11 protein-coding genes are annotated in these 20599 nt (G+C 65.1%); 6 read left to right on the top strand and 5 right to left on the bottom strand.

From position 1 onward, the window contains the following. Positions 1-35 precede the first annotated feature (35 nt). Together ACCQ00_RS15020 and ACCQ00_RS15015 are read right to left on the bottom strand one after the other, a co-directional pair. Positions 36-1319, bottom strand: coding sequence for a glycoside hydrolase family 18 protein (locus tag ACCQ00_RS15020; protein ID WP_039572264.1), 1284 nt, complete (start codon positions 1317-1319; stop codon positions 36-38). A gap of 390 nt (positions 1320-1709) precedes the next feature. Beyond that, positions 1710-3092 (bottom strand): L-serine ammonia-lyase, encoded by a 1383-nt coding sequence (locus tag ACCQ00_RS15015; protein ID WP_017157853.1) that lies wholly within the window; start codon positions 3090-3092, stop codon positions 1710-1712. Positions 3093-3179: 87 nt separating this feature from the next. Between ACCQ00_RS15015 and ACCQ00_RS15010 the strand changes: the two genes are divergently transcribed. Next, entirely contained in the window at positions 3180-3419 is a 240-nt protein-coding gene (locus ACCQ00_RS15010; protein WP_017157852.1) for a glutaredoxin family protein, read from the top strand. A 147-nt stretch (positions 3420-3566) separates the two neighbouring features. On the opposite strand, the gene ACCQ00_RS15005 is transcribed toward ACCQ00_RS15010, so the two are convergent. Genes ACCQ00_RS15005 through ACCQ00_RS14995 form a run of 3 tightly spaced genes read right to left on the bottom strand, consistent with a single transcriptional unit; the run spans position 3567 to position 5368 of the window. Next, positions 3567-4136 (bottom strand): YceI family protein, encoded by a 570-nt coding sequence (locus ACCQ00_RS15005; RefSeq protein WP_003490276.1) that lies wholly within the window; start codon positions 4134-4136, stop codon positions 3567-3569. 9 nt (positions 4137-4145) lie between these two features. Next, the gene (locus ACCQ00_RS15000; protein ID WP_039572261.1) at positions 4146-4709 is read right to left on the bottom strand and encodes a cytochrome b; all 564 of its coding nucleotides are present in this window, start codon (positions 4707-4709) and stop codon (positions 4146-4148) included. Continuing rightward, positions 4706-5368 carry a YceI family protein gene (locus ACCQ00_RS14995; RefSeq protein WP_017157850.1) on the bottom strand — a complete coding sequence of 221 codons (663 nt, stop codon included), beginning with the start codon at positions 5366-5368 and terminating at the stop codon, positions 4706-4708. Before ACCQ00_RS14995 ends, ACCQ00_RS15000 begins: the two co-directional genes overlap by 4 nt. Before the next feature lie 96 nt (positions 5369-5464). On the opposite strand from ACCQ00_RS14995, the gene ACCQ00_RS14990 reads away from it, so the two are divergent. The 5 genes from ACCQ00_RS14990 to ACCQ00_RS14970 all read left to right on the top strand — a co-directional run bounded on the left by ACCQ00_RS14990 (position 5465) and on the right by ACCQ00_RS14970 (position 20573). After that, a complete protein-coding gene (locus tag ACCQ00_RS14990; protein ID WP_372353970.1) occupies positions 5465-9040 on the top strand; it encodes a hybrid sensor histidine kinase/response regulator in 3576 nt (1191 codons plus the stop codon). A 57-nt stretch (positions 9041-9097) separates the two neighbouring features. Then, positions 9098-9277, top strand: coding sequence for a hypothetical protein (locus tag ACCQ00_RS14985; protein WP_039572254.1), 180 nt, complete (start codon positions 9098-9100; stop codon positions 9275-9277). A gap of 59 nt (positions 9278-9336) precedes the next feature. Then, the gene (locus tag ACCQ00_RS14980) at positions 9337-12864 is read left to right on the top strand and encodes a sensor histidine kinase (RefSeq protein ID WP_039572251.1); all 3528 of its coding nucleotides are present in this window, start codon (positions 9337-9339) and stop codon (positions 12862-12864) included. Between the two features lie 202 nt (positions 12865-13066). Then, positions 13067-16636, top strand: a complete 3570-nt coding sequence (locus ACCQ00_RS14975) for a hybrid sensor histidine kinase/response regulator (protein ID WP_039572249.1) — start codon at positions 13067-13069, stop codon at positions 16634-16636. A gap of 391 nt (positions 16637-17027) precedes the next feature. Next, complete coding sequence (locus ACCQ00_RS14970; protein WP_039572246.1) at positions 17028-20573, top strand: hybrid sensor histidine kinase/response regulator; 3546 nt, start codon at positions 17028-17030, stop codon at positions 20571-20573. Positions 20574-20599 lie beyond the last annotated feature (26 nt).

The raw sequence follows: 20599 nt of genomic DNA, 5'->3' as shown, positions 1-20599 counted from the left end.
GCTCGCAGGGGCGGTTCGGGCCAGCGGCGATTGCGTTACTTCAGACCCTTGCCAATGGTCCGCAGCAACTCGCCCTGATAGTCGCCGCTGAACTCCCAGAAGAAGGCGCCGCCAAGGCCGCGTTCCTTGACGTAGCGCATCTTCTCGCCCACCAGTGCCGGGGTGTCGTAGCTCCAGAAGGTGGCACCGTCGTAGAGCCAGTGCGCACGCGCCAAGGGATCGACAGCGTGGGTGCCGGGCAGGCCGCGCAGCACCTTGTAGTCCTCCACGCCGTTCTCGTACGTTCCCGGCGCAGGACTGCCGCTCTGGTACAGGCCGCCGTTGGCGTTGCCGACCTTGGTCCAGCCGCGGCCGTAGAAGCCTAGTCCGAGATTGAGCTTGGCGGCCGGTACGCCACGATCGAGCAGGGCCTGCATGGCGTCGTTGCTGTTGTAGCGGCGTTGGTCGCCGGTAGACGGATCTGCGGGCGAACCGAACAGCGCAGAATGGTGATTGGTGCGCGACTCCCAGGCGCCGTGGAAGTCGTAGGTCATCACGTTGATGTAGTCCACGAAACGGGCGTACTGGCCGGGGTCGGTGACGCGGATCTTGTCGATGCTGGCGCCGACGGCCACGGTCAGCAGCAGCCCGGGACGCACGTGGTCGAGCTGACGGCGGAACTCGGCCAGCAACGCGGTGAAGTTCTCCCGGTCCTCCGGGCTGCCGCAGGTCAGCCCGCAGGCCACCGGATATTCCCAGTCGATGTCGATGCCATCGAATACGCCTGCCGCCGCGGCGGTGCCGCCGGCGCCGTCGGTGACTGGCAGATTCCCGCTCAGGTAGGCGTCGATGCAGGAGGCGACGAAGGCCTTGCGGTTCTCGGGGCGGGCGGCACTGGAGAAGCCGCCCGACCAGCTCCAGCCGCCCAGCGAGATCAGGACCTTGAGCCTGGGATTGGCGGCCTTGAGCTTCTTCAACTGGTTCCAGTTGCCACGCAAGGGCTGGTTCCAGGTGTCGGCCACGCCGTCTACGCTTTGTTCGGCGGAAAACGCCTTGGTGTAGTCCGCATACGCGTCGCCGCCGGCTCCGGTATTCGGGTCGGACGGGGCGATGACGCCGACCTCGCAGCGATTGTTGCGCACGTTGCCGAAGGCGTAGTTGATGTGGGTCAGATAGCCGGCTGCGCCACTGGCCTGGATGTCCTTGACGACATAATTGCGGCCGTAGATGCCCCATTGGGTGAAGTAGCCGATCACGCGCTTGTCGGCGGACCGTGGCCGGTGGCGGGTGTCGGTTGACGCATTGCTCGCATCGGCGGACGGGGGACTGGGCAATGCCATCGCATGACCCGGCAGCACGACGGACAGAACGGTGAGGCAGCACGACAACGCCCCCGATACAGCGCAGTTCACTTTCATGGTGAATCCCCCGATTGTGTGTCGCGATTTCGGAACTGGCTGATGGCCGGCGTGTCGTTGTTAACGAAGCGCCGACCTGGATCGTCGATGAACAGGCAAACGGGCAGTGGCGCGATTTGCGCGGTCATTTGCCGATTTGCGAACCTTCGGTCCGGTGCGTGCGGGCGTTCGCTCCCGCCTGGCGAGAATGCCGAGACACGTCACAGATCGCCATGGCGGCAGGTGTTCAGCAGGTGTCGTCGTTACGCTGCCGCGAGACTGCCGACGCCGTGGTCAGTGCCGCGGGGGCGTGCGTGGCGTCATAAGCGCTGCTCAGCATTCGATGACGTTCACCGCCAGCCCGCCGCGGCTGGTTTCCTTGTACTTGTCCTGCATGTCGCGGCCGGTGTCGCGCATGGTCTTGATGACCTTGTCCAGCGACACCTTGTGCTTGCCGTCGCCGCGCATCGCCATGCGGCTGGCGTTGATGGCCTTCACCGCGCCCATGGCGTTGCGTTCGATGCACGGAATCTGCACCAGCCCGCCGATCGGATCGCAGGTCAGGCCCAGGTTGTGTTCCATGCCGATTTCCGCGGCGTTTTCGATCTGCCCCGGGTTGCCGCCAAGCGCGGCGACCAGGCCGCCGGCGGCCATCGAGCAGGCCACCCCCACTTCGCCCTGGCAGCCGACTTCTGCACCGGAAATCGAGGCGTTTTCCTTATAGAGAATGCCGATGGCCGCTGCGGTGAGCAGGAAGTCGAAGATGCGTTGTTCGCAGGCACCCGCGCAGAACCGGTCGAAATAATGCAGCACCGCCGGAATGATGCCGGCCGCGCCGTTGGTGGGCGCGGTGACCACGCGGCCGCCGGCGGCGTTTTCTTCGTTGACTGCCAGCGCATACAGGTTGACCCAGTCCAGCGTGGTCAACGGGTCGCGCATGGCCGCTTCCGGCTTGGAGGACAATTCGCGGTACAGCGCTGGCGCGCGGCGCGAGACATTCAGGCCGCCCGGTAGCGTGCCTTCTTCGCGGATGCCGCGCGTTACGCAGGACTGCATCGCATTCCACAGTTCGCGCAGGCCAGCACGGATCTCGTCTTCGCTGCGCCAGCTCTTCTCGTTTTCGAACATCAGCGCGGCAATGCTCAAACCACTGCGCGCGCATTGCGCCAGCAGTTCGTCTCCACTGAGGAACGGGTAGGGCAGCGGCGTTTCGTCGGCCACGATGCGATCGTCGGCAGCGTCGTCCTGGTTGACGACAAAGCCACCGCCGACCGAATAGTAATCGCGTGTGGCGATGACGGCTTCGTCGGCGTCGTAGGCCGTAAAGCGCATGCCGTTGGTGTGGTAGGGCAGCTTCTGCCGCTTGTTCATCGGCAAGTCGCGCTTTTCGTCGAAGACGATGGCGTGCTGGCCCATCAAGGTGATGCGCTTGCTGGTGCGAATGCGCTCCAGCGTGGCAGGGATGATGTCCGGGTCGATCAGGTTCGGGCGATGGCCCTCCAGCCCCAGCAACACCGCCTTGTCGGTGCCATGGCCGCGGCCGGTCAGGGCGAGCGAACCGAACACTTCGGCGCGGATGCGCACCACGTCCTGCAGGCGCCCGGCATCGAGCAGCCAGCGATGCACAAAGCGCTCGGCGGCGCGCATCGGCCCCACGGTGTGGGAAGAACTGGGACCGATACCGATCTTGAACAGGTCGAACGTGCTGACAGCCATGCGTGCCGGAGAGGTGAGCGTAAAGGCGGCTATTCTAGTCGTTCGGCGCTTGCGGCACGGCTGCAGCGCAGCATGAGAGCCCGGCCGATGCCCCTGACCCTGTACCAGCGCGACGATTGCCATCTGTGCGACCAGGCCGTGGAAGTGCTGGCGCGGGCGCGTGCAGGCGATTTCGAGAGCGTGTTCATCGACGACGACGCGACGCTTGAGGCCGTTTATGGCGCGCGTGTGCCGGTGCTGCGCGATGCGCGTGGACGCGAGCTGGATTGGCCGTTCGATCGCGTGCGCTTGCGCGCATGGCTGGACGAAAATGGCGCCGAGAGATAGTCGCGGCGCGACAACGTGCCGAGGCCGCAATCCGTGTCGCAGCCGGTGAGCATCGGCTGGCTGTCCCACCCCGTGCGGGCATAAAAAAGCGGCGGACCCGACGAGTAGTCCGCCGCTCAGTGGCTGCGTCCGGTGCGGCCTGTGGCGTTACTTCGCCTTCAACACGACCTTGGTGCTGATCGCGGTTTCGTTGGGAATGGTCTTGGTGTCGGCCCAGTCGCCACCGCCCACGCCAAAGTCCAGTCGCTTGACGACAGCCTTGCCCGCCAGCACCGGCTGCGCGCCGGGTGTCCAGGTAAAGGTCAGCGTGACCGGCTTGCTGACGCCGCGTAGTTCCAGGGTGCCATCGGCGGCGTATTGGTTGCCGCCCAGGGCGCGGAACTTGTCGGCGCGGTAGCGCGCGGTGGCGAACTTGGCGACGTTGAAGAAATCCGGGCCCTGCAGGGTGGAATCGCGGTCGTTGTTGCCGCTGACCGCGCTGGCCAGCGGGATGCGCACGTCGAGTTTGGCCCCGGCCAGGTTGGCCGGATCGAAGCTCAGCGTTGTGTCGAAGCCGGGGAACTTGCCGGTGAACACCTCGCCGTCGTACTTGCTGGCAAAAACCAGGCTGGAGCCCGGCGCCTGCACGTAGTCGGCGGCCAGCACCGGTGCGGCGGCGAACGTGGCAACCAGCGAGGCTGCGACCAGCATCGGAGAGACAAACAACTTGGACGACATGGGAAATCCTTATGGTTTGGGAGCCAGCCAGCCACGCGGCAACATCCGCGCCAGGGTGGCGTCGCGCTGGAACAGGTGGTGGTAAAACGCAGCGCCGGCATGCGCCAGTACCACGGCAATCAGCAGCCAGAAACCCCATTCGTGGATGAAGTGCGCAATGGCGCGCAATTGTTCGTCCGGGGGGCTGAGCTTGGGCACATTGAACAGGCCGAACCAACGGAACGGCCGCAGTCCGCTGGTGGAGTCGTACAGCCAGCCCGACAGCGGCATGGCGAAGATCATGGCGTACAACAGCCAGTGGGTGAACCCGGCAATGCGCTCCTGCCAGCGCGGCGTACCGGCCACCGGCGGCGGTGCACCGGCGTAGATGCGCCAGCCAAGCCGCACGATCACCAAGGCCAGGACAGTCAGCCCCACCGACTTGTGTGCGGTGTATACCCAGAAGTATTTCGGGGTCTTGGGCAGTTCGCCCATGGTCAGGCCGACGATGCCCAACACCAGGATCAGCAGGGCGATCAGCCAGTGCAGGGTCTGGCTGACGCCGCCCCAGCGTTCGACGTTCTTCAGGCTCATGTTCCCGATTCCTGGTTGGCGGCGGTGTCCGGCGTGGTGGGTGCGGCCTGCGGCTCGGGCGTCTCGTCGTCGGCGCGCCCTTCGCGCACGGCTTCGGCTTCGATGCGCAACTCCACGCTGTCGCCGATCATCGATTTCCACGCATCAATCCCGAACGCGGAACGGCTCAGCGTGGCGGTGGCGGAGAAACCGGCGGTGCGGCGGAACGGCGGCAGCGGGTGACGCTTGAGCGCGTTGAGGGTGACGTCCAGGGTGACCGGGCGGGTGACCCCGTGCAGGGTCAGGTTACCGGTGACCTTGGCATGGTTTTCGCCGCTGGCCTCGACGTGCGTGGAGACGAAATGCGCGTCGGGAAAGCGCTCGGCGTCGAGTAGGTTGCGTGCCAGGGTGGCCTGGTTCCACTTGGCATCGCCCAGGTCGGCGCGGTGCAGCGGCACGGTGACATCCAGACGGGCGGCGGCCCAGTCGTCCGGGTCGAAGACCAGGGTGCCGCTACTTCCGGAAACGGTGCCCAATGCCTTGGAAAAGCCGGCATGTTCCACCGCGAACAGCACCCGGGTATGCACCGGATCCAGCGCATACCGCGCTGGCGCAGCGGTGGCGGCGAGACTGGTTGCGACCAGGGCAGAGGACACCACTAAGCGGGCGAGGATTGTCATGGGCGGATTCTAGACATATCCCGGCAACGCGCGCTTGGCTTGCGCTCGCAACGATCCGTTGCGAGCATGCCGGCTGGACGAGGAAAGGATTCCCCCATGCGTGTACTCATCGTGGTGCTGGCCGTGTTGTTGGCCATCTGGCCGTGCGCGGCAAAGATTCCGGAAGTGCCACGCTTTCGGATCGTGGGACCCAGCGAAGGATTGCCTTCGACGATGGTGGTCGCCATCAGCCAGGATCGCGCCGGCTATTTATGGCTTGGAACGCTCGACGGTCTGGTGCGTTACGACGGCGCCGGCTTCAGGACCTGGCGTCACGATCCGGCCGACCCTGGCTCGTTGCCCTGCAACGCGGTGCAGGCATTGCATATCGATGCGCTGGACCGGGTCTGGGTGGGGTGCGGCAAGACGCTGAGCGTGCTGGATGCCGGCCGTAGGCGCTTTGTTCACTATCGCGCTGCAGACTATCCATTGTTGAAGGACGGCGAGATCTTCAGCATCGCCGCGTTCGATGGCGGCATCTGGGCCGGCACCACCACCGGTGCGCTGGTGCGCATCGATGCCAGCGGAGGGATGTCGTCGGTGAATCTGGGCGGGATCGAAGGCGCGCTGGATCACGCCATGGTCATGAACCTGGCGGTGGACAACCAGCACCGCCTGTGGATCGGCACCAGCAATGGCCTGGCCTATTACGACGGCAAGCAACTGCACCGCCAGTACATCGCGGACGAGCCGAACCGGGAAGCGGCCGTCTTCGGTTTGCAGTGGACCGGGGACCGTTTGTGGCTGGGAAGCGAATCGGGATTGCATGTGCTGCGCGCCGACGGTCGCTGGCAGCCGCTTGCCTGGTCAACGATGTTCGGCAATGGCAATGAATTCTGGGGCGCAGTCGCAACGCCGGATGGCGAATTCTGGCTGGGCAGCGGGCGTGGGTTGTGGCGCACGCGCGGAGAGCGTCCACCGGTGCCCGCCTTGAGCGGGGAGGGGCCGTTGTCGCGGCGTAACGTGATCGGCTTGATGGGGGCGGCCGATGGCGGCCTGTGGGTGCCCATGCATGGCACCGGGCTTGGGTATCTGCCGGCCGACTGGAAGCGCAGTGCCGTGCTCAAGCCCGCGGTGCCGATGGGCGATGCGATTTATTGCAACCTGGCGCCTGCCAAGCGCTCAGGCGGCTTGTGGCAGGTCGATGCGCAGGGGCGTCTGTTGCGCGTGGATCCGAGCACCGGCGATTCGTTCCAGACAGGCCTGCAGTCGCCGCAGCTCAAAGGGATGGAGTTGGTGTCGGCATTGGAAGATCGCCTGCAACGGGTGTGGCTGGGGAATCTGACCTTTGGCCTTTCGCGGATGGACCTGCGTACCGGTGACTTCGTGCACTGGCCGTCCGATGGGCCCGAACCGTCATCGGCGTTGTCGGCGCCGGAATGGATCATGGAGCATGGCGACACCGTCTGGATGGCCTTCATCGACATGGTGCAGCAGCGCGACCTGCGCACCGGCAAGGTCTTGCAGCGGATGACCCAACAAGACCTGCGTGGCCTACGCGCGATCGACATCCAACAGCTGGATCAGGGACCCGACGGGCGCGTCTGGGTGGCCGGCGAGGGCGGCATGTTCGCATGGGACGAGGCGACAGGCCGCTTCGTGCCGGTGGCAGGGCTCGAGGGGACGCCGATCCAGGCATTTGCCAGCCAGTCTGCGGACACGCTTTGGGTGTATCGCGCCTCCGGTGCAGAGCAGTGGCAAAAGCGCGCAGCCGGCTGGAAGCGCGTCCGTCAGGTCGGCGAAGCGGATGGACTGAACGGGTTCGATGCCTCTGCCATGCAGATCGACCCGCGTGGCCGTGTCTGGATTTCCAGTCTGCGCGGGCTTTGGCGGATCGATCCCTCGGTGCATCCGGCGCGGGTGCGCAATATCGGCACGCGCGATGGCCTCACCAGTCAGGAGTTCATCCAGCATTGCCTGTTGACCTCGGGCGATACCTTGATCGGCGCAACCAGCGATGGCTCAACCGTGCTGCTGGATACCGCGATGCCGGATGTTGCACCGTTCGTGCCGGCACTGCAGCTGGAACATGTCAGCGTGCTGCGCAATGGCGCACGCATCGCCTTGCCCATGGACCGCCCGTTCCAGCTGGGCCCCGAGGACCGTCAGCTGCAGATCGTCAGCCGCCTGCTGTCGTACAGCGACCCGCTGTCCAATCGGTATCGCAGCTTCCTGAAAGGCTTCGATACGGACTGGCAGACCATAGGCAACACCGGCATCCGCGAATTCGCCAGCCTGCCTGCCGGCAACTATGAGCTTGCGCTGCAGGGCATCGACCCGCTGGGCAATCGCTCGCAGGTGCGTTCGCTGCAATTTTCGGTGAGGCCGCCCTGGTGGCGTAGCGAGATCGGGATTGCGCTGATTGGTTTTTCCGGATTGCTGTTGAGCGCCTTGCTGGCCGCCGCATATCGGCGACGTATCCGCATGCGCGCGCAGTGGCAGCTGGCGCAGCACAAACGTGAGTTGGCCCAGCAGGCATCGCTGGCCAAGACGCGCTTTCTGGCAACGTTGGGTCACGAGGTACGTACGCCGATGACCGGTGTGCTGGGCATGAGCGAGTTGCTGCTGCAGACCCCATTGGATGGCCGCCAGCAAGGCTATGCAAGCGCGATCCAGCTGGCCGGCAAGCACTTGCTGCGTCTGGTCAACGATGCACTGGATCTGGCCCGGATCGAAGCGGGCAAATTGCCGCTGGATTATCGCGATTTCGACCTGCGTCAGTTGGTCGGGCACGTGGTGGAACTGGTACGCCCGAGTGCCGAGCAGAAGCAGCTGGCCTTCCATTGCGAGCTCGACGATGCATTGCCGCCGGCATTGCACGGTGATGCCAGCCGCGTGCAGCAGATCCTGTTGAATCTGCTGTTCAATGCGGTGAAGTTCACCGAGCGCGGGAGCGTGCACCTGCGCGTCACCACGTTGCCGCTGCATACCGGGCAGGGTCTGCGCGTGGAAGTGCGCGACACCGGGCCGGGTATGAGCGCCGAGCAGCGCGGACGCCTATTTCAGCGCTTTGAACAGGCCGAAGGCGCGGTCACGCTGGCACGGCACGGTGGCAGTGGGCTGGGGCTGGCGATCTGCCGCGAACTTGCGGCGGCGATGGGCGGGGCGGTGACGGTCACCAGTGCGCTGGGGCAGGGCGCGTGTTTTGTGGTCGAGCTGCCGTTGCACTGGGTGTCCACGTTACCTGCGGTCATGGCGCCTGCGGTGCGCGCCCCGTCGCTGCGTGAGCAAGCGCCGTTGCAGTTGCTCCTGGTCGAGGACGATGCGACCGTGGCGCAGGTGATCGTGGGCCTGCTGCAGACGCGCGGGCATCACGTCACGCATGTACTGCATGGTCTTGCCGCGCTGGCAGAGGTAAGTACGCGCAGTTTCGATGCTGGATTGTGCGATCTGGATCTGCCCGGCCTCGACGGCGCGGCGCTGGTGGCGCAGCTGCGCGCGCGCGGGGTGCGCTTCCCGATCGTGGCGGTGACCGCACGTGCCGACACCGATGCCGAACCGCAGGCGATGGCCGCCGGCTGCAATGGCTTCCTGCGCAAACCGGTCACGGGCGACTTGCTGGCACAGGCATTGGCGCGGGTGCTTGCCGATGCCGATGATGGCCAGCGCGATCGCGAGGCCGGCGACGCGTAGGTCCAGGGGCAAGCCCGCCGAGGACGCGACAGCAGCCTGGCGCTGTCTTGGTTCCGCATGGCAGACGGCAAACCGGCACTGCGTACCCCGCAATCAGTGGCGTGCACGCAGGTAGCTGCCGCATTGGCCGGCCAGGCCGTGGTCGCATGCCGGCCCGGTCGTAGCGATCAGCAGACCGGCAACTTCGCCAAGGGGCGAGCCACTTTGCGCAACCAAGAACTGCCGCGTAGCGGGTAAAGTGCAGTCCCAACAAGGAGCGCCTGGGTGCACACGCGGCGATGGGGGCAGGGATGACGATGAAGGACGTGCTGTTGTCGATGCTGGCCGTGCTCTTGCTGTTGAGCAGCGTGGATGCGGCGGCGGTGAATCAGATCGAGACTCCGCGCATGCGCCGCTTCGGTGGTGCCGAAGGCCTGCCTTCGCGCATGGTGCTGGCCTTGGCCCAGGATCGGCAAGGCTATGTCTGGGCGGCGACCAGCGATGGCCTGGCGCGCTATGACGGCATCGGTTTGCAGGTATGGCAGCACGATCCGCATGTCGCCAGTTCGATCCCGGGCAACGAAGTGGAAACGCTGTTGGTCGATGATCGCGACCGGATATGGGTTGGCATCAACGGCTCGCCACCGAGCATGCTGGATGCGGCGCGCTCGGCATTTAGGACATTTCCCGATGTTGGCACCGCATGCGATGGACAGGTCTGGGCGCTGGCCCAGGCCCAGGATGCGATCTGGATAGGAACCAGCAGCGCCGGGCTCTGCCGGCGCGAAGAGAATGGTCGGGTGACGGCGTTCCGTGCCACGCCGGATGCGGCGGACGGACTGCCCAGCAACACCATCATGAGCCTGGTGACCGATGCGCGCGGCCGGCTATGGATCGGCACCGATAGCGGGTTGGTGATGCGCGACGGCGAGCGCTTCGTGCGCATCGCGCCAGACCGACTAAGCGCGACGGTTTTCAAGCTCAGCAAGGATACCGACGGTACGGTGTGGGTCGGGACCAGCAAGGGCGTGTACAGGGTGACGCCTGCCGGTGCGCTGGAACGCGCGCCCTGGAGCGGGGCCGATGCCCTACGTGCCGCTACCGTGGTACACGATGTGCACGGCGGCTACTGGGTTGGTGCGGCCGACGGATTTTTCCGGGTGGCGCCGGGAGACACCGCGCTGCGCCTGATGGAAGGCGATCGCGGCAGCGGCTTCCTCACCGCGCATAGCGGTGTACTCGATGCGATGCAGGATCGCCAGGGCGGGCTATGGCTCGGACTGATTTCGCAGGGCGTGGCGTATTCGCCGCCGGATTGGCGGCGGTTTTCCACCATTTTCCAGACCCAGGGCAAGCCGCTGGAGAGCTTGTACCTGGTCAACGCTGCGGCCGATGGCGACAGCTTTCTGGTGACGACCGGCGAAGGCGTCTACCGGCTCGGCAATGACGGTGAACTGGTGCCGGTCCTGCACAGCGATGCCTTGGGCGGCGGCACCGTGCAGTCGGTGCTGCCGGCCGGGGGCGGCAGTTTGTGGATCGCGCTGCGCGATGGCGTGACGCGCTATGACCCGGCGACCGGCCAGCAGCAGAAGCTCGCGATGCAGATCGGTGTTTCCGCAACGCATCGGGTGGAACTGATGACACCCGGCATCGATGGCGAGTTCTGGGTGTCGATCGTGGAAGGTGGCGTGCAACGACGTGCCGCCGATGGGCGGCTGCTGGGCACGTTCCGCTTCGGCACCGATCTCAGTGAGGTCGGTGGCATGGTGCAGCAACTGACGGTGCGGCCGGATGGCACGGCCTGGGTCGCAGCCGGTGACGGTGTGTGGGTCTGGCAGGGCGAACGATTTCGCGCAGTGGTCAAGGACGCCAATCATGAAGCCTACGCGCTGGCCTTCGTTTCGCCGCGCGAGTTCTGGGTAGGGCGTTCCGGTGCGCTGGAGCGCTACGGCTGGGACGGGCAGCAGGCGCGCCTGCTGGAGCGGGTCGGGCAGGAACATGGCCTGCCTTCTACCGAGATACGCGGCCTGGCGCTGGGCGGCGACGACACGGTCTGGGCCACCACCTCGCGGGGCCTGTTCGCCTACAAGCGCGGCCAGCCGCAGGTACGTCGGTTCGGTCCACGCGACGGCCTGCCAGACAGCGAGTTCTCGATGCGTCCGCCGGCCATTGGCCCCAACGGGCAGGTGCTGGCGCTGACGACCAGCGGCATCGTGTTGTTCGATCCGTCACGGCCTTTTGCGCCTGCGCCGCTGGCCCGCCTGGTGATCGAATCGGTGCAGGTGCGGCGCAACGATGCGGAGCGCCCGCAGACGGTTGCCCACAACGCGCCGGTGGTCTTGCAAGCGCGCGATCGCGATCTGCGCATCAGTGCACGGCTGTTGTCGTTTGTCGATCCGGCCTCTGCGCACTATCGCTACCGTGTCAATGGCTACGACGAACGTTGGGTGGAGCAGGGTGCCAGCGGCGAGCGCGTGATCTCGCGATTGCCGCCTGGCGACTACCGCATCGAGGTCCAGGCGCGTGCAGGCGATGGCGACTGGGTCACCGCACCGGTGTTGCAACTGAAGGTACGGCCGCCGTGGTGGTTGAGCACGGCCGCGCAATTGGTGGCGGCAGCGCTCTGCATGCTGCTGCTGTACCTGGGTATGTGGGCCTGGCGAAAGCGCGTGCGGCGGCAGCAGGCGTGGGTGCTGGCACGGCAACGGCAACAGCTCGCCGAGCAGGCATCGATCGCCAAATCGCATTTCCTGTCGACGCTTGGCCACGAAGTGCGTACACCCATGACCGGCGTGCTGGGCATGAGCGAGTTGCTGCTGGCCACGCCGCTCAATGCCACGCAGCGCAGGTATGTCGATGCGATCCGCAAGGCCGGCACGCATCTGCTGCGCTTGGTCAACGATGCGCTGGATCTGGCACGCATCGAAGCCGGCAAGCTGGAGCTGGTACAGCAGCCCTTCGATCCCGCGCAGCTCGCCCAGGAACTGGCTGATTTCATGCATCCCATCGCTGAGGCACGCGGCCTGTGCTTCAAGTACCGCAATCGGCTTTCCACGCATGTGATGGTCGTGGGCGATGCGACGCGCGTGCATCAGATCCTGATCAACCTGCTGGGCAATGCCATCAAGTTTGCCGAACGCGGCGAGGTGTCGCTCACCGTCAGCCAGCACGGCGACGCCCTGCGCTTCAAGGTGCGCGATACGGGTCCTGGCATCGGGTCGGAACAGCAGAAGCGATTGTTCCAGCGCTTCGAACAGGGCGAGGGTGCGCGCACCAGTTCGCGCTACGGCGGCAGCGGGCTCGGGCTGGCGATCTGCCAGGAACTCACCGTGGCGATGAAGGGCCGAATCCGCGTGCGCAGCCGGCTTGGCGTCGGCACCCAGTTCACCGTGGATCTGCCCTTGCCGCTCGACCGCTCCGGCACGCGCATCGCTGCCGGTCAGGTCCAGCCGCTTGCAGGCGAGCCGCTGCGCATCCTGCTGGTGGAAGACGACCCCACCGTGGCGGAGGTGATCAGCGGCTTGCTGACCAACCGAGGCCACCGCGTCGTGCATGCCGCACATGGGCTGGCTGCATTGTCGGAAACGGTGGATGGCGGGTTCGACATCGCGCTGCTGGATCTGGATCTTCCCGGGCTGGACGGCTTTGCCCTGGCATCGCAGCTGCGCCAGCTTGGCCACCGCTTCCCGCTGCTGGCAGTCACGGCACGGGCCGACAGCGCCGCGCAGACCCAGGCGAAGGCCGCAGGCTTCGACGGATTTCTGCGCAAACCGGTCACTGCCGATCTGCTGGTGGAAGCGATGACGGCTGCGCGCGCGGGCGTCGGCATGCAGGCGACGGCCTAGCGTGCATGTAAGGGTCCGATGCGTTGACGATCCCGATGCTCGTTCGCATCGAATCATTTAAAGTCCCCCGTACCCGCCTAGCTGCTGCAACCGATCACCATTGGCGCGCCTATGTGTGTTGCCAGTATCAGGCAAGGTCCGCACTATGCGTGCAAAGGACACCGAGCGCATGCTGCTATCACCACAACACCCCAGTCGTCGCATGCCGCTGCAAGCCTTGATTACGCGGGTTCTATTCCTGCTTTGCCTGGCCGTCGTGTCAGGCTGGCCGAGCCTTGCGCTGGCCGGCGTGCCGGTCTTGCCGCAGCCGCGGCAGCTGACCGTGGCCGACGGACTGCCATCCAACGTGGTGTATGGCTTCGATGAGGATGCCAATGGGTATTTGTGGCTGGCCAGCAGCGATGGGTTAGCGCGTTACGACGGGCGAAACTTCCGTATCTGGCGCATCGAAGACGGTTTGCGCGACAACCAGATCTGGGCGGTTCACGTCGACAAGCGCAACCGGGTCTGGATCGGAACCGGCATGGCAGGCCTTGCGATGCTGGACCCCGCACGCCATCAGTTCACCTTCTATGATGGTGCGCGCTATCCGGAACTTCGCGGCGCTGCGATCTGGAACATCAAGTCCACCGACGACGGCAGCATATGGTTCGGCACTGAAATGAGTGGGCTATACCGGCTGCGGTCGGATGGTTCGCTCGACCATTTCGTACATCGGACCGACGACCCGCGCAGCCTGCCCGACAATGCGATCTATCGGCTCGATGTCGATACCCGCGGCACACTTTGGATCGGTACCGCCGATGGTGCTGCGCATTGGACGGGCAAGGATTTCGAGCGACAGGCATTTCCGGATGGCACCGCACAGATCATCACCCGGCTAACTGCCGATGCCGATGGCAGCATCTGGATCGGCACCAGCGACGACAAGCTGTTTCGACGCGATCCAACTGGTCATCTCAGTCCGCACCGTTGGCAGGCGCCTGCAGAATATCCGGTGTTGGGCGTGTTGTTGCGCGACCAGGATGGCAGCTATTGGCTGGATACCCTGGCCGGCCTAGGTCATACGACTGGTGCGGAGGTGCGCAACGTCCCCCTGTACAGTCTGTCTGCGCACGGGCGCATTCGTCCCAACTGGGAATCGGCATATCAGGATCGCGAGGGCGGTGTATGGTTTGCCAGCCCCAACGGCGGGCTCTGGCATCTCCCCTCGAACTGGCGTCGTTTCGCGGTAGTTTTCAACTACATGGACGACGGCGGCCAAGGTGGCAACCTGGCGATCCAGGGCACCGCAAAATCGTACGATGGCCGGATGTGGTTGGTGGGGACCTCCGGCGTGCTCGAACGCGTAGATCCTGCCACTGGCAAAATCGAGCGTGTATTGCCCACCCTGGGGTCCGCTAGCTGGTCCAATAGCGTGCTGGAGGATCGCAAGGGGAACGTCTGGATCGGGCAGTTTGCCGAGCTGGTGCGCTTTGATTCCGCCACTGGCCAGGTGCAGCGCTGGAAGGCTGCCGCAAGCGGCTCGGGCGCCGCTGCACAGGACGCGGCATTGGACGCTTCCCTGGAATCGCTCCAGCAGACCGCCGATGGTCACATCTGGGTCCATGCCACGCTGGGGCTACAAGAGCGGGACGAACAAGGTCGCTTGCTGCGCACCATGCTGCGCGGAACGCATGGCCTTGCAGCAGATCTGGTGGCGTACGACCTGCAGGCTGGGCCGGACGGAACGCTTTGGCTGGCGAGTAATCGTGGTCTGCAGCGCTGGAACGCGTCGGTTGCGCGCTTCGAGCGCATCGCCGGCGCGCCCGACGAATCGATTTTCGCGTTTCGCTTCAGCGACAATGAGATCGCCTGGTTCGCCGGGCTAGGGAAGCTACATCGCTATTTGTGGAAGAACGGCACCCTCCAACATCTAGATACAGTGGGGCCCGAGCAGAACTTCCCTGCGCTTGCGCCACAGGGACTGGTGGTCGACCACGACGGTGTTGCCTGGTTGTCCAGTATGCGTGGCCTGATTCGCGTTGACCCGGCCACGCGGGGCGTGCGTGTGTTCGGGGTTCATGACGGCCTGCCCAATCCGCAATTCGTTGCGCGTTCTTTGGTGCAATCGTCCAAGGGCATGATCGTCGGCGCGACGCCGGATGGGCTGGTGATCTTCGATCCTGCCGAACTCAAGCCGAATGATCATCGGGTGCCGTTGGTGATCGAACGTGTGGGGCTACGCCGCGGCGAGAGTGGGCTGGATCTGAGTCATCTCACGCCTTTGGTCATGCAGGACGGCGACCGCGACTTGCATATCGTCGCCCGCCTGCTCAGCTTCGCCGACTCCGAATCCAACAGCTACCGCTTCCGCCTGAGCGGCTACGACCCGGACTGGATCGATGTCGGGCCCAGTGGCGAGCGCCTGTTTTCGCGTCTGCCTTCGGGCCGTTACACGCTGGAAGTGCAGGGGCGCACCGCAGACGGTATCTGGTCGGCGAGCCAGACATTACGTTTTCAGGTGTTGCCGCCATGGTGGCTGTCGCCGTGGGGTTTAAGCCTGCTGGCCTTGCTGACGGTGTGCGTGATCGCCGCCGCCATCTTGTTGTACCGCCGTCGGTTGCGTCGCTTGAATGCGTGGCAGCTCGCGATGCACAAGCAGGAAGTGGCCGAGCAGGCGTCTCTGGCCAAGACGCGTTTTCTGGCGACCCTGGGCCACGAAGTGCGTACGCCGATGACGGGGGTCTTGGGCATGAGTGAGCTGCTGCTCAAGACCTCGCTGGATATCAAGCAGCGCAGTTACACCGAGTCCATCCGCCGTGCGGGCGCGCATTTGTTGCGGCTGGTCAACGATGCGCTGGATCTTGCGCGCATCGAATCCGGACGGCTGGAGCTGGATGTGGAGCCGTTTTCGGTGCGTCAGCTCGTGGCCGAGGTCGAGGCGTTGATGGCGCCATTGGCGCAGGAGCGTGGCCTGCGCTTCAGCCTGGAAATCGGGCTGCTCGGCGACATCACTGCCAGCGGCGATTGCACCCGTATCCGGCAGATCCTGCTCAATCTGCTCAATAACGCGATCAAATTCACCGAGCGCGGCGTGGTCGGTTTGAAGTTGACCACGCTCGGTTCCTATCAAGGCCTGCGCTTCGAAGTGGCCGACACCGGGCCCGGCATCAACGCCGAGCAGAAAGCGCGCCTGTTCCAACGCTTCGAGCAAGGCGATGGTGCCAGGACCACTTCGCGCTACGGCGGCAGCGGCTTAGGTCTGGCGATCTGCCAGGAGCTGGCGATCGCCATGGGCGGGCAGATCGAGGTGATCAGCCGGCTGGGTGCGGGGACGCGCTTTGTGGTGGAGTTGCCGCTGCGCTGGGTGGCTTCCAACGCCGCACTCGGTGGCCAGACCGCGCATGCCGAGACGGCTGTCGAACCGCAGCGCATCCTGCTGGTGGAAGACGACCCGACCATCGCCGAGGTCATCGTCGGCCTGCTGCAAGCGCAGGGACACTCGGTCGTGCATGCCCCGCATGGCCTGGCGGCGTTGACCGAAGCGGCCGACAACACGTTTGATCTGGCGCTACTGGACCTGGATCTGCCCGGGCTGGATGGCTTTGCGTTGGCACGGCAACTGCGGGTATTCGGCTACGACATGCCGTTGATCGCCGTGACTGCACGCGCCGATGAGGTCGCCGAACCAAGTGCGCAGGAAGCGGGCTTCGACGCCTTCCTGCGCAAGCCGCTCACTGGCGACATGCTGGCCGACAGCATTGCCGAAGCGTTACGTCGCAAACGCTAACAAGCCGTGCGGATGTGCTGTCACCGGAGCAAACGCTCAGGTGTCATGCGGCGCGTTCGCCCGCATTGGGCTGCTCGAACAGCGATGCGGGTCGCGATGGTCTCGGCAGGCGAAAGGGCGTTGCAGGTGTCCTGCCAACCAGAGCGCGGCGGGCGGTCGTATCGCATGCAGGCTTCGGCGGATGCATTGTTGGGTCCGCTTCCCGCAAACCCTGTAGCGTGCAGTGGACTGACCAATGACCCTGCCGCACATGCGTCTTGCGGCCTGAGCGCACGCGCAGAACGCGCGCAGCGTGCTTGCCCGCATCGCGCGTGGCCCGCACTATGCGCCGACTTGTCGTGAAGTTGATCCGGTGCGCTTTCTATCCTGCTTGCCCCATCGGCTGCTCGCTGTGCTCTGGGTGTGCCTGTGTCTGGCAGTGCTTCCGGTGCAGGCGCGTACGCCCGCAACACCGGTGCCCATCCAGCTGACGATCGCCGACGGGCTGCCGTCGGACACGATCAATCAGTTGGCCGAGGACAAACAGGGATATCTGTGGCTTGCCAGCGATGACGGCTTGGCCAGATTCGATGGCCGCAACTACCGGATCTGGCGGATGGAAGATGGCCTGACCAGCAACGTGGTCTGGACCATCTGTGTCGATGCCGACGATCGGGTGTGGATGGGTTTCGAGGACGGCGGCGTCGGCTATCTGGAAGCGAACACACGCACGTTCAAACGACTGGAAGATCCGCAGTTCCCGGAATTGCGCGACGCCACCCTGTGGTCATTGGCGCAAACGCCCAACGGCGATATCTGGATCGGCACCGCCAAGCAAGGCCTCTATCGTTACCGGCCCGACGGTCGCATGCAGCACTTTTCTGCAAAGGCCGGCGATGCCGCCAGCTTGCCGTCCGACAATATCGTTGGTCTGGAAGTTGCGCCCGACGGCGGCCTGTGGATCGGCACCTGGGGCGGGCTTGTGCACTGGGATGGTCGACGCCTGGAGCGCGTGCCGCTTCCGGGCCCGTCCCAGTCGGTCAACAGAATGTACAAGGAGCCCGATGGCAAGGTGCTCTGGATTGCCGATTTCGACGGCAACCCCGTCCGGTTCAACACCGTCGGGCGGCCCACGGCCCGCCCCTGGCAAGGCGGAAAGGACACCGCGCAGGTCAGGGGTGTCCTGCTGCGGGACCGGCTCGGGCGCTACTGGCTGGATACCGCCACCGGCCTGGGGATGAGTACCGGCGATGGTGGCGTCGAACGCGTGCCGGTCTACAGTTTTTCAGCGCACGGTCTTGTCAACCGGAACTGGATCACCGCCTACCAGGACCGCGAAGGGGGTCTGTGGTTTGCCAGCCTGGAGGGCGGGCTGTGGCACCTGCCTCCGCGCTGGGATACCTTCGCGCTGTTTTCGCATCGCGCAGACGATCCGCAATCGCTCGCCAACCCCTCGGTCGTTGCGACGGCGCCCTCGGTCACGGGCGGGATCTGGCTGGTCGGCACCCGTGGAACCCTTGAGCATTTCGATCCCGTCACCGGCCGCGTCGAGTCACGCCTGGCCTCGGTCGATCCAGAACGCATTCCCGATACCGTCATCGAAAGCAGGCGGGGAACGGTCTGGATTGGCGTGCAGGAAAGGCTGGTTCGATATAACCCGCAGACAGGCGAGGTCAGGCGTTGGCCACTGCTCGGGCACAAGGAGTCCGCAGCCGATTTCGAAGATGTCGGCAGGCCTGGCAGGATGGCCGAAGATGCGCAAGGCCGCATCTGGGTGGCGCTGCTCACGCACGGGGTGCAGCTGTGGAGCAGCGAGGGCCAGCTGCTCAGGACGCTCGACTATGGAAGCCATGGGCTGAAGGCGTTGACTGTTCTGGACATGCGGATCGGGCCGGATGGGCAGATCTGGCTGAGCAACAATGCCGGGCTGTGGCGATGGGATCCGCATGCCGACCAGTTCGTTCCGGTCCGCGGCGCGCCTTCCCTGCCGACCTATGTGTTTCGCCAGGGAGATGGCGGCATCGTCTGGATCGGATTGGCCGGACAATTGCGGCGCTATCTCTGGGACGGCAAGCAGCTCACGCATCTGGATACGGTGGGAAAGGAGCAGGAGTTCCCGATGGTCTCGCCGACCGGCCTGGTGATCGATGCCGGTGGCGTGGCCTGGGTCTCCAGTCATCGTGGGCTGATTCGGGTCGACCCCGGCAGCAAGCTGGTGCGTGTGTACGACGTGCACGACGGACTTCCCAGTTCGCCCCTGCAGGTGGCCACGCTGGTGCAGGCAAGCACGGGGCAGATCCTGGGCGGCACATCCGACGGCATCGTGGTGTTCGATCCGGCCACGATGCGTCCGAATCTGCGCCGACCGCAGCTGTTGATCGAACGTGTCAGCCTGCGACGCGGCGAGCGCGAACTGGATGTCACCGGCAAGGCGCCGCTGCAAGTGCAGGACGGCGATCGCGACCTGCATATCGTGGCGCGGATGCCCACGTTTACCAATCCCGAATCCACCAGTTACCGCTTCCGCCTCAGTGGCTACGATCCGGACTGGATCGACGTGGGCTCCACCGGCGAACGGTTGTTTTCGCGCCTGCCCTCCGGGCATTACACGCTGGAAGTGCAGGGGCGTACCGCAGATGGCATCTGGTCGGCCAGCCAGACATTACGTTTTCAGGTGTTGCCGCCATGGTGGCTGTCGCCGTGGGGTTTAAGCCTGCTGGCCCTGCTGACGGTGTGCGTGATCGCCGCCGCCATCTTGTTGTACCGCCGTCGGTTGCGTCGCCTGAATGCCTGGCAGCTGGCCGTGCACAAACAGGAGCTGGCCGAACAGGCGTCTTTGGCCAAAACGCGTTTTCTGGCGACGCTGGGTCATGAGGTGCGTACGCCGATGACTGGTGTGTTGGGCATGAGCGAATTGCTGCTCAAGACCACGCAGGACCCCACGCAGCGCAGCTACACCGAGTCGATCCGTCGTGCGGGGGCGCATCTGTTGCGGCTGGTCAACGATGCGCTGGATCTGGCGCGCATCGAATCGGGCCGGCTGGAACTGGATTTCCAGCCATTTTCGGTGCGTCAACTCGTGGCCGAGGTCGAAGCGCTGATGGCGCCGTTGGCGCAGGAGCGCGGGCTGCGTTTCAGCCTGGAAATCGGGCTGCTCGGCGATATCACCGCCAGCGGCGATTCCACCCGCATTCGGCAGATCCTGCTCAACCTGCTCAATAACGCGATCAAATTCACCGAGCGCGGGGTGGTCGCGCTGAAGCTGACCACGCTCGGTTCCTATCAAGGCCTGCGCTTCGAAGTTGCCGACACAGGCCCGGGCATCAATGCCGAACAGAAGGCGCGATTGTTCCAGCGCTTCGAGCAGGGCGACGGTGCCAAGACCACTTCACGCTATGGGGGCAGTGGTCTGGGCCTGGCGATCTGTCAGGAGCTGGCGATGGCGATGGGCGGGCATATCGAGGTGATCAGCCGGCTCGGCGCCGGGACGCGCTTTGTGGTGGATCTGCCGCTGCGCTGGGTGGCGTCGAATGCGACGCTGGACGGCGAGGTGGCGCATGCCGCCAGCCCTGTCGATCCGCAGCGCATCCTGCTGGTGGAAGACGACCCGACCATCGCCGAGGTCATCATCGGCCTGCTGCGCGCGCAGGGGCATTCGGTGGTGCATGCGCCGCATGGTTTGGCAGCGCTGACCGAAGCGGCCGACAACACGTTCGATCTGGCATTGCTGGATCTGGATCTGCCCGGGCTGGATGGCTTTGCGTTGGCGCGGCAGTTGCGCGTCTTCGGCTACGAGATGCCGTTGATCGCGGTGACCGCACGCTCCGATGAAGCCGCCGAACCGAACGCGCAGGAAGCGGGCTTCGACCGTTTCCTGCGCAAGCCGCTCACCGGCGAGATGTTGGCCAACACCATTGCCGAGGCGTTGCGGCATGCCCGCGCACGTGATGGGGCGTAGCCGCGGCGGAAGTGACAGCGCGCCAG

The sequence above is a fragment of the Xanthomonas sp. NCPPB 3761 genome, from assembly GCF_041475705.2.
In the GTDB taxonomy this organism is placed as follows: Bacteria; Pseudomonadota; Gammaproteobacteria; order Xanthomonadales; family Xanthomonadaceae; genus Xanthomonas; species Xanthomonas phaseoli.
Note: the sequence above shows the minus strand (reverse complement) of the source record. Positions and strands in the feature narration are given on the sequence as shown.